Here is a 9,372-nt window from a genome sequence, read left to right on the forward strand (position 1 = left end):
GGCCGGGGTGGCGGTGACTGGCGCGGTGGCGGCCGGGGTGGTGGCTGGCGCGGCGGCGGATGGGGCTGGGGTGGATGGAGTGGTGGCTACTACCCCGCCTATGCCGGCTGGGGATATCCGTGGGGCGGATGGGGCGGCGGCTGGGGTTGGGGCTGGGGCGGCTACGGCATGGGCTATGGTATGGGATATGGCATGGGCGCCGCCATGGGGGCGGCCGCAGCTGGCGCCAGTTATCAGGCCGCGCCGGAAATCTATAACGGCACGGGCAATAACGCGCCGGAAGATGATTCCGTTTACGACAAGGACCTGTCCACGCTCCTGACCGACCAGACTGCCCCGGCACGGCAGGAACAGCCGACCGCGGGTCAGTCCACGTCCCCCCGGCCCGTCACCTGCCCGAAGGGGCAGGTCTATAACACCCTGACCGAAAGCTGCGACCGGCCATAAGGCCCGCAGTCAGGTTGCGGCGCCCTGAAGCGGGACGGCATTCGTACCCGCCCGGGGCACCCAGCCACCAAGTTCCTGCCGCACAAGGGTTTCCAGCAGGTCAATGGCATCGGGGGAATCATTCAGGCACGGGATCAGCGCCAGTTCCTTGCCGCCAGCCCTGACAAAGGCATCCCCCGCTTCATTGCCGATTTCATCCAATGTCTCGATACAGTCGGAAATGAAGCCGGGCGTGATGACGGCAATGCGTTCGATCCCGCGCGCGGGCAACGATTCGATAAAGGGCGCCGTATAGGGCTCCAGCCACTTCGCCGGACCGAAACGTGACTGGAAGGTCAGCGGCATCATCTGCTCGTCATATCCCATGGCCCGACGCAGTGCCTCGATGGTGCGCTGGCACTCGGCGGCATAGGTGTCGCCTTTTTCCACATAGATTTTCGGCAGCCCGTGAAAGGACGCCACAATCATCTGCGGCCTGAAATCCAGCGTGGCCAGACGGGCCGCAATGGACCGGCCCAGGGCCGCGATATAGGCAGGATGATCGGCAAACGGGGGCAATGTGCGGATGGCAGGCTGGTTGCGCATGCGCATGAGGGCGCGGAACGCCTGATCATTGGCGGTTGCCGTCGTGGTGGCGCTGTATTGCGGGTACAGCGGCGCCAGCAGGATCCTGTCGCATCCCTGCCCCATCAGGTCATGCAGCGCCTGTTTTATGGATGGCTGGCCATACCGCATGCCCCATGCCACCGGCACATCATCCGCCGCCAGCCGCGCGCCAAGCTGTTCGGCCTGTGCACGGGTATAGGTCCGCAACGGGCTTTCATTACGGTCATGATGCCAGATACGGTGATAGGCCTCCCCCGACCTGCGGGGGCGAAAGGTCAGCACCGGCCCGTACAGGATGGGCTTCCAGAGCAGGGGGCTGGCTTCGATAATGCGCCGGTCCGACAGGAATTCCGCCAGATAGCGGCGCACCGCGCCATAGCCGGTGCCATCCGGGGTGCCCAGATTGCTCAGCAGCACCCCGGCGCGCGACGGGGCATTTTCATGCCGTGCCGCACGATTTACGGTAATGAATGTCATGAAACGGCTGCTACATGAAGCCGTGCCGGGATGCAAAGAAACCGGCGGGCGCCATCACCCGCCAACCCGCACATGCCACGTATCAGCGGCGGGTCCGCACACGGACCGGCTGCAGCGCACGCGCCGGTGCACGCAGGTAACAGGCCATACCAGCAAGCCCCAGCAGGGCGACAACAGGGGAAAGCATCTGGACAAAAGTGAACATCACGGTCCCTTTCCTGATCGGACAATGATCAGTCAACCGCGCATATCATGCCCGCGTCAATCAAAAAATATTGCTGTCCCGCGCCAGTTCCACGCATTTGCGCATAAGTGTGGGCAGCGCCACATCCACATCATTCCCGTAATGAATGAGGCCGTCCTGCCCGACAAGGCTGTTGGGAAAGGCAGATATGCGCGCCGCATAGACATCCACCATCAGCGTGAAATGGGTAAAGACATGCTTCACCTGCCCGACCTGCCGCCATTTCGCGCGTAGCCGGGGTGCGGTGGGCGCATGGTCCAGTGCCTCCGCCTGTGGCCATGCCACATCGCGCCAGTGCGGGCCGGGCAGGCCCATCATGCCGCCAAGCAGCCCCTTTTCAGGCCGCCGGACCAGCAGGATGCCGCCCGCCGCATCCACCATGCAGAAATGCACGCCATGCCGTACCGGTCGCGCCACCTTTGCCGCCCGGCGTGGCAGTATCGCCGCGATTCCCTGCCGGTTTCCGGCACATGCTTCCCGCCATGGGCACAGCACGCAGGCCGGGGCGCGCGGCGTGCAGACCCCCGCCCCCAGGTCGAACAGCGCCTGCGCAAAATCGGACGGGCGGGCGATGGCCGCCTTATCCGCATTCAGCGTCATGGCCTGCCGGGCAATGGCCTTACGCGATCCGGGCAGCGGATCGGTCATGGCAAACAGCCGCGCCGTCACACGCTCCACATTGCCATCCACTGGCACGACCGGGCGGCCAAAGGCGATGGCGGCAATGGCCGCAGCGGTATAGGGACCGATTCCCGGCAATTCCAGCAGTCCCGCTACCGTATCGGGAAAGCGGCCGCCGTTTTCCGCCACCGCCTGCGCACAGGCATGCAGGTTGCGCGCGCGGGCGTAGTAGCCAAGACCGGCCCACAACGCCATCACCCGGTCCTGCGGCGCGCGGGCCAGGGCCGTCACATCGGGGAATGCGTCCAGAAAACGCTCGAAATAGGGAATGACTGCCGCAACCGTGGTCTGCTGCAGCATGATTTCACTCAGCCACACGCGATAGGGATCTGCGCTCTGGCCCGGCAGCGCGCGCCATGGCAGAGTGCGACGGTGCCGGTCATACCAGCGTAACAGATCGGCAGCAGAAGGTAACACGGACCCGTTTATGACGAACCCGCCGACCCGCAGCAAGCGAAAGAATGACGCCACGCCCCCCGAACCACCCCGGCGGGCCATGCGCACGCGCAGCATGGCGGCCCTGCTGCCGCATGTCAGTCGGCCCGTCTTTCGCAAGCAGTCCCCCGCCGCCATTCAGGTCATGACGGACTGGCCCGATATCGTCGGCCCCCACCTTGCCAGCATGACCGTGCCGCGCAGGCTGTCCGCGGGCACGCTGACGGTCGGGTGTCGCGGGCCCGTGGCCATGGAACTGCAGCACCTCGCCCCCACCGTCATCGCGCGCATCAACACCACCTGTGGACAGGGCGTGGTAAGACGGCTGAAAATGGTCCAGGACCTGACCGCCCCGCCGCGTCCTTCCACCCCGCCGCCACGCCGCCAGCCCCCCCCCGCGCCCGTGCAGATTGATGACATGCCCGATGGTCCGCTCAAGGACGCCCTCAGTCGCCTTGGTGGCTGGCTGACTGCGCCGCGAGGCCCGAAACCCCGCTGAGGCGTCCGGCAAACTGACAGACATTTCTGGTGAAGTTTTTTCAAAAAGCGTCAGTGAACGCCGCCTTCCCGAAAAAAGGCGGCACCCGGAACTTTTAGTCTTATCAACCAGTTGCCTTGCACACCCTTCTGGCACCTGCCTGCTGTCATCCCCCGGCACGACGCAGGGGTGATACGCGGGCGGCTTTCCCTTTTGTCATGTGCATGTCAGCGGAGAAGGCTGGATATTCCCTTCGAACGTGCCAATATCTATTGGCACACTGTTACGGGAAAGGAACTGACCCGATGCGCAAGTTAGCCCTTCTGCTGGCCGTATCCATGGGATTGGTCGGCGTCATGCCCGCTCCCGCCGCCTATGCCTGGCGCGGTGGCGGATGGGGTGGCGGCTGGCATGGAGGCGGCTGGCGCGGCGGCGGATGGGGTTGGGGCTGGGGTGGTCTGGGCATGGGTCTTGCCGCGGGCACGGCCATGGGCATGGCCATGTCACCCTATCGGTACGGGTATTACGGCTATCCCTATCCTGCCTATGCCTATCCACCGCCACCCTATGTTTACGGGTATCCGCCGCCGCCACCGCCGCCTTATTACGGCTATTACCGCTAGGCGCGCGCGGCCTGCACGAACTGGCGGATCAGATCGGGCGATTTGACACCGGGGGCGGATTCCACCCCCGAAGAGACATCAACCGCCCGCGCCCCGCTGCAGTCAATGGCGCGCCGCACGTTATCGGGCCGCAACCCGCCCGCCAGCAGCCATGGCACGGGGGCGGCCCAGCCTGCGGTCAGGGTCCAGTCGAAGGCATGGGCATTGCCACCGGGCCGGTCTGATCCCTTCGGGGCACGTGATTCAATGACCAGACCATCCACCGCGCAGGACACGGGCAGGTCGGCCGTGCTGTCAATCCCGGCAGCCAGCCAGACCGGCAGGGCGAAATGGTCGCGAATGGCGGTTGCGCGGGGCGCATCATCGTATATCTGCAATCCGTCAAGCGGGACGTGATCCAGCACGGCACGGATTTCGTCATCCGTAGGACGGACAAACAGGCCAATGCGTCCGGGACCGCCATCCGCGATGGCGCAGGCAAGGGGCGCGGCCACCTGTGCCGTGACACAGCGCGGCGAACGGCTGAAAAATACGAAGCCGACCCAGTCCGCCCCGGCCGCGCACGCGGCATCCAGCCCCATCCGGTCGCGGATGCCACATATCTTGACCCTGACCGTCATATCCCCGTTCCCGTCAGGCTGACAGTTCGGCTGCAATCGCGGCGGCGGCGGCGGCAGGATCAGCCGCACGGGTTATGGGCCGCCCCACCACGATCCAGTCCGCGCCCGCCGCACGCGCCTGCGCCGGGGTCATGATCCGCTTCTGGTCACCCACCGCGCTTCCCGCAGGGCGAATGCCGGGCACAACCAGCACCGGCGCCTCGCCCAGTGCCGCACGCAGGGGCGTAATCTCGTGCGAGGAACAGACAAGGCCATCCGCGCCGGATTCCATGGCCAGTCGCCCGAGGCGGACGACCTGCGCTTCCACGCTGCCTTCCACGCCAATTTCATGCATGGCCTGCGTATCCATGCTGGTCAGCACGGTCACGGCCAGCAGCAGGGGACGCACGCCATCGGGAAAGGTCCCGTCAATCGCCTGACGGGCAGCGGCGATCATCGCCCGGCCACCCGCGGCATGGATGGTCAGCATGGCGGGCTGCACGGCCTTCAGGCTGCCAATGGCCGACGCCACCGTATTGGGAATATCGTGCAGCTTCAGGTCCAGGAACAGCGGGCTATCCCCCGCCACGTCGCGCACGGCCTCCAGCCCCCGGGCGTAGGTGAACTCCAGCCCCAGCTTGACCGCCCCGGCATACCCGGCACTTTCGGCACGCCAGCGCATGGCCTGTGCCGTATCCTTGGTATCGAGGGCAACAATCAGGCGCGTGGACCGTCCGGACATTGGCGGTGCTCCATGGTCAGGCATACAGGTAATGACAGGTTTCGGGGCGTAAGGGATCAGGCGCCCGGGGGTTTTTCCGTCGGGCCCGCAGGCGGTGTCACCACGACGGGGTCCGACACGGCAGACGGCGCCGCCTGTTCCGCCTCATACGCCTTCACCATGGGGGAACCGGCCGGGGCGGATGTCAGGCCGGGGGCACGGGGCATGCCCATGTCGTTTTCAGGCAGGCGGGCGCGCAGGGTACGCACTTCCTGTTCCGCGCGGCGGGCGCGGCGCATCTGGCGCAGTACCACGACCCAGACACTCGCGGACCCCGTGGCATACAGCAGGGCAGCGACCAGCAGCGCCAGCACGCCGGGGGATGACGTCCATTTCCATTGCAGCCATGACAGTTCCACCGGCGCCTGATTACAGGCCGCGAAAATGATCAGTGCCACGATTACGGGCAGGGTAATGAAAAGACGTATCATGATCTTTGTTCCCTACCCCCAACACCCGGCACCTGCAAGAAAATCAATTCATGCGGCGTGGCGCTTGCGCTGCGGGCCACAGCCATGCTTGCGTGCATGACAGACACCGTAAACCGGAACAGGGACAGAGCAATGGGCAAGGTTGTCACATTCCGGGCCACTGCACGCCGTGATGAATCGTGGGCGGTCGTGGCGTCCACCGGGCGCGGGACGCGCATCGCCAGCATCTATCCCACCCGCGCCGCGGCCGAGGCGGATTGCGAATGGCGAAACCGGCAGGTCGCCGCCTACCGCAATTTTCTTGAACGCAATGAAATCGCAATCCCCCGCCATACCATCCGCCCCTATCGCCGCGCGGACCTGCCGCGCGCATGGCGGCCCCTGCCCGCACTGGGATTCCTGCACGGGCAATGTTAGACGCGCACGCCACCCGACACGACCCGACACGACACGACACGACACGACACGACACGACACGACACGACACGACACGATAGAAGAGCCCGCCCGCAATCCGTATGGAAAGCCGACAGCAGCAATGTGCAGGATTATTATTGCAGCCTGATTGGCTGGTCGAACACCAGAATATCCGCTTCAGGACAGTGCAGGACATGGGCAGGCGGCCCCATGTCACTGTACAGCGCCTTCAGATCTTCCGTCCCATCATCAATAAAGTAATTGAATACGGGCGTCTTGTCGAAACCATGCACGTCATGCGTGTACAGGTCGGGATTATTGCCCCAGATGAAAATATGATTTCCGCCTGCCACCTGCTCGATCTGCAATGTCCAGTTCGAGGATGCCGCCACCTTTCTGGACAGCCAGTAATGCGTCAGCCCACCCCGCAGGCCCAGCCTGTCATGGCTTTGAGACAGGCAGGTCTCAAGCGGGGAATGCCATCCGTCGAGGCTGTTTTCATGGTTGCCGGTCAACATGAAATACAGGACCGCACAGGGCAGGGAAACCATGACATAATCTGATAGTTTCCTGACGGAAGCAGGATCAATGCATGACACGAGAAAGACGATCGACCACCAGGTAAGCGGCAGGGCATATCTGTAAAGTGATATGTCAACATACGTTATCGACAAGATACATAATGCCATTACCGATGCCGTATAGCCCTGGTAAAATAACAGTTCCTTATACGGCTCAATTTCGTTTTTTGATATTTTTGCGCATATCCTGATGAACGGTATGATGGAAAGCGCGAACAGGGCCAGACAGCAGAAGGCCCGCATGCTGAAGCATGCGGAATATACAATTTCCGGCAGGGCAACCAGCGGGACATGCTTGAACAGTCCCCCCAGGTTCTGCTTGTAAAGTAGCTCCTGCCCCATGAACCCGACGGCACAGGCCGCCAGCAGGAACAGGGGCCCCGCGATCCCTTCCTTCAGGGCGCTCCATACCGGTGTCGTGTCTTTCCTGTGCATCAGCGCGAACACGCGGGTCGACAGGGCAAAGGGAACCGCGAATGTTGTCACGAACAGGGGATCACTGAAGGTGGCGACAAGGCACAGACAGGCTGTCGGACAGAAATTCGCAATCCTGCGGCCCCGGTCATATTCCATGTTTGCCATTGCCGCCGCCAGCAGCGACAGCATGAATGAACTGCCATGATAGGCAGGCAGAAACAGTTCCAGCAGGCCGGACATGTCCGTGAATCGCTGTACGTACACGCCAGCCGAGACACATGCCACATAGACCGTCAGCGTAACGGAAGCCAGGAACAGGGCCTGCAGCCAGAACAGGTTGCCCATGCGCCAGATGGCGGACGCCAGGCAGACAGTCATCAGGCACAGCGAAAGAAGGAAAAAACCGTCCAGCGCGACACGCCAGTCAAGCCCGACACGTTCGGCCAGAAAGAACCAGAGCATATCCGGGAACAGGCTGGGAACGCGCGGCCACTGGAAATGCTGCCAGGCGTGCGGCACATGCCACATCTCCCACCCCATCCGGGGCAGGACAAGGCTGTCCGAATTGATGACCATATTCAGAATGCCGGGGGCATTATAAAATATTCTGGTATAAAAAAAGTATGAAATAACAGTCGCACTAAAAGAAAGCGATAGGTACTTTACGTTTTTCCATAATGTCATATTGACGGTTTAAAACCCTGTTCCGATCCTGACTACATAATAGATGTTCACCGGGAGCGATCAATTCCTCCGTTGCAGATCATGGTCCGGTCGATTGAAAATATTGCTGCTGGAATAGCCCGTACATTTTCTTATGCCCGGGCTGATGCGGCCTGTGGCGCAGGGACACGTTGCTTTTGCTTCCATAACAGGCAAAATCCCCTTCATCCCCTCCGGGCTGCCCGATGCCTGTCACATGACGGAGAATGCATGACCAGTTTCCCCTCTTCCCTTTCTCCCATCCTGGAACAGGCGGACCGCACACTTGATGCGGCGCTGGAGCGACTGTTTGCCCTGCTGCGCATTCCCAGCATTTCCACCCAGCCCGAACATGCGGATGACTGCAGGCAGGCGGCGCAGTGGCTGCGTGACCAGCTTGACGAACTCGGCTTTGACGTGACCCTGCACGCGACGCCCGGCCATCCCATTCTGGTCGCCCATGACCGCACGCCGCCCACTGGCCCGCATGTACTGTTCTATGGTCATTACGACGTCCAGCCCGTCGATCCGCTGAACCTGTGGGAAAGCGGCCCGTTCGAGCCGAAACTGGTTACCGGCGCCGATGGGACCGCACGCATCGTCGCGCGCGGGGCATCGGACGACAAGGGCCAGGTCATGACCTTCATCGAGGCCATCCGCGCCATCCGCGCCACGACCGGCACCCTGCCGGTGCGCATCTCGCTGCTGATCGAGGGCGAGGAGGAATGCGGCGGCCCCAGCCTTGTTCCCTTCATGGAAACGCATCGCGAGGAACTGCGCGCCGACGTGGGGCTGATCTGCGATACCGCCATGCTGCCCGGCGTGCCCGCCATCACCACAACGCTGCGCGGCATGCTGGGGGAGGAAGTCCACCTGCGCTGCGCAAGCCGTGACCTGCATTCGGGCATATATGGCAATGCCGCGCGCAACCCGGCGGAACTGCTGTGCAGCGTGCTGGCTTCCATCCGTGATGCCAAAACGGGCCGCGTCATGCTGCCCGGCTTCTATGCGGGCGTGGAAGACCCGTCCCCGGCACTCCGTGCGCGGTGGCGCGACATCGCCCCCGACAACGCCGCGTTCCTGGGCGAGGTCGGGCTGTCCACCCCGGCGGGGGAGCAGGGCTACACCGCCATTGAACAGACATGGTGCCGTCCCAGCTTTGAAATCAACGGCATTTCCAGCGGCTATACCGGCGAGGGCTTCAAGACCGTGCTGCCCGGCGAGGCCGTGGCCAAGGTTTCGTTCCGGCTGGTGGCGGGACAGGACCCGGTGCGCATCCGCCAGGCTTTCTGCGCCCATGTCCGCGCCATGCTGCCTGATGACTGCACGGTAACATTTACGCCGTGTGGCGGATCCGTGGCCTGCACGGTGCCCGATGACGCATTTGGCCTGCAACCGGCCCTGCGCGCGCTGAGCGCGGAATGGGAGACGCCCGCCGTAACCATTGGCTGTG

Annotated in this window: 11 protein-coding genes and 1 pseudogene; 5 read left to right on the forward strand and 7 right to left on the reverse strand. The window is 63.3% G+C overall.

Annotation, left to right across the window (positions count from 1 at the left end; translation table 11 throughout):
* Positions 1-447 (forward strand): annotated as a pseudogene (locus tag B7449_RS05220) (hypothetical protein); the annotation flags it as partial.
* A gap of 9 nt (positions 448-456) precedes the next feature.
* Here the strand turns inward: B7449_RS05220 and hemH are convergent.
* The 3 genes from hemH to mutY all read right to left on the reverse strand — a co-directional run bounded on the left by hemH (position 457) and on the right by mutY (position 2,953).
* On the reverse strand, positions 457-1,530 hold the full coding sequence (hemH, locus tag B7449_RS05225) for a ferrochelatase (protein WP_039734127.1): 1,074 nt from the start codon (positions 1,528-1,530) through the stop codon (positions 457-459).
* A gap of 82 nt (positions 1,531-1,612) precedes the next feature.
* Positions 1,613-1,738 (reverse strand): hypothetical protein, encoded by a 126-nt coding sequence (locus tag B7449_RS23490; RefSeq protein WP_264996671.1) that lies wholly within the window; start codon positions 1,736-1,738, stop codon positions 1,613-1,615.
* 57 nt (positions 1,739-1,795) lie between these two features.
* On the reverse strand, positions 1,796-2,953 hold the full coding sequence (gene mutY / locus B7449_RS05230; protein WP_082084774.1) for an A/G-specific adenine glycosylase: 1,158 nt from the start codon (positions 2,951-2,953) through the stop codon (positions 1,796-1,798).
* On the opposite strand from mutY, the gene B7449_RS05235 reads away from it, so the two are divergent.
* Both B7449_RS05235 and B7449_RS05240 read left to right on the forward strand, forming a co-directional pair.
* A complete protein-coding gene (locus B7449_RS05235; protein WP_039734126.1) occupies positions 2,952-3,389 on the forward strand; it encodes a DUF721 domain-containing protein in 438 nt (145 codons plus the stop codon). The two genes, mutY and B7449_RS05235, sit on opposite strands and share 2 nt — an antisense overlap.
* Before the next feature lie 284 nt (positions 3,390-3,673).
* Positions 3,674-3,991: a hypothetical protein gene (locus B7449_RS05240; RefSeq protein ID WP_039734125.1), complete on the forward strand. Its 318-nt coding sequence runs from the start codon at positions 3,674-3,676 to the stop codon at positions 3,989-3,991.
* Here the strand turns inward: B7449_RS05240 and B7449_RS05245 are convergent.
* From B7449_RS05245 to B7449_RS05255, 3 genes are read right to left on the reverse strand one after another with little or no spacing between them, the layout of a single operon-like run.
* Positions 3,988-4,611, reverse strand: a complete 624-nt coding sequence (locus B7449_RS05245; RefSeq protein WP_039734124.1) for a phosphoribosylanthranilate isomerase — start codon at positions 4,609-4,611, stop codon at positions 3,988-3,990. The two genes, B7449_RS05240 and B7449_RS05245, sit on opposite strands and share 4 nt — an antisense overlap.
* Positions 4,612-4,624: 13 nt before the next feature.
* A complete protein-coding gene (pyrF, locus tag B7449_RS05250) occupies positions 4,625-5,332 on the reverse strand; it encodes an orotidine-5'-phosphate decarboxylase (RefSeq protein ID WP_039734123.1) in 708 nt (235 codons plus the stop codon).
* Positions 5,333-5,388: 56 nt separating this feature from the next.
* On the reverse strand, positions 5,389-5,802 hold the full coding sequence (locus tag B7449_RS05255) for a LapA family protein (protein WP_039734122.1): 414 nt from the start codon (positions 5,800-5,802) through the stop codon (positions 5,389-5,391).
* A gap of 132 nt (positions 5,803-5,934) precedes the next feature.
* On the opposite strand from B7449_RS05255, the gene B7449_RS05260 reads away from it, so the two are divergent.
* Entirely contained in the window at positions 5,935-6,219 is a 285-nt protein-coding gene (locus B7449_RS05260) for a hypothetical protein (protein ID WP_039734121.1), read from the forward strand.
* A 134-nt stretch (positions 6,220-6,353) separates the two neighbouring features.
* On the opposite strand, the gene B7449_RS05265 is transcribed toward B7449_RS05260, so the two are convergent.
* Entirely contained in the window at positions 6,354-7,793 is a 1,440-nt protein-coding gene (locus B7449_RS05265) for a hypothetical protein (protein ID WP_039734120.1), read from the reverse strand.
* 357 nt (positions 7,794-8,150) lie between these two features.
* On the opposite strand from B7449_RS05265, the gene B7449_RS05270 reads away from it, so the two are divergent.
* A partial coding sequence (locus tag B7449_RS05270; protein WP_048883451.1) for a M20/M25/M40 family metallo-hydrolase occupies positions 8,151-9,372 on the forward strand: 1,222 nt, incomplete at its 3' end.

Source organism: Komagataeibacter intermedius TF2 (genome assembly GCF_000964425.1).
Taxonomy (GTDB): Bacteria; Pseudomonadota; Alphaproteobacteria; order Acetobacterales; family Acetobacteraceae; genus Komagataeibacter; species Komagataeibacter intermedius.

Coding starts and splice junctions, on each gene's coding strand:
- hemH (WP_039734127.1), bottom strand. CDS start 1,530: ATGACATTCATTACCGTAAATCGTGCGGCACGGCATGAAAATGCCCCG.
- B7449_RS05235 (WP_039734126.1), top strand. CDS start 2,952: ATGCGCACGCGCAGCATGGCGGCCCTGCTGCCGCATGTCAGTCGGCCC.
- mutY (WP_082084774.1), bottom strand. CDS start 2,953: ATGGCCCGCCGGGGTGGTTCGGGGGGCGTGGCGTCATTCTTTCGCTTG.
- B7449_RS05240 (WP_039734125.1), top strand. CDS start 3,674: ATGCGCAAGTTAGCCCTTCTGCTGGCCGTATCCATGGGATTGGTCGGC.
- B7449_RS05245 (WP_039734124.1), bottom strand. CDS start 4,611: ATGACGGTCAGGGTCAAGATATGTGGCATCCGCGACCGGATGGGGCTG.
- pyrF (WP_039734123.1), bottom strand. CDS start 5,332: ATGTCCGGACGGTCCACGCGCCTGATTGTTGCCCTCGATACCAAGGAT.
- B7449_RS05255 (WP_039734122.1), bottom strand. CDS start 5,802: ATGATACGTCTTTTCATTACCCTGCCCGTAATCGTGGCACTGATCATT.
- B7449_RS05260 (WP_039734121.1), top strand. CDS start 5,935: ATGGGCAAGGTTGTCACATTCCGGGCCACTGCACGCCGTGATGAATCG.
- B7449_RS05265 (WP_039734120.1), bottom strand. CDS start 7,793: ATGGTCATCAATTCGGACAGCCTTGTCCTGCCCCGGATGGGGTGGGAG.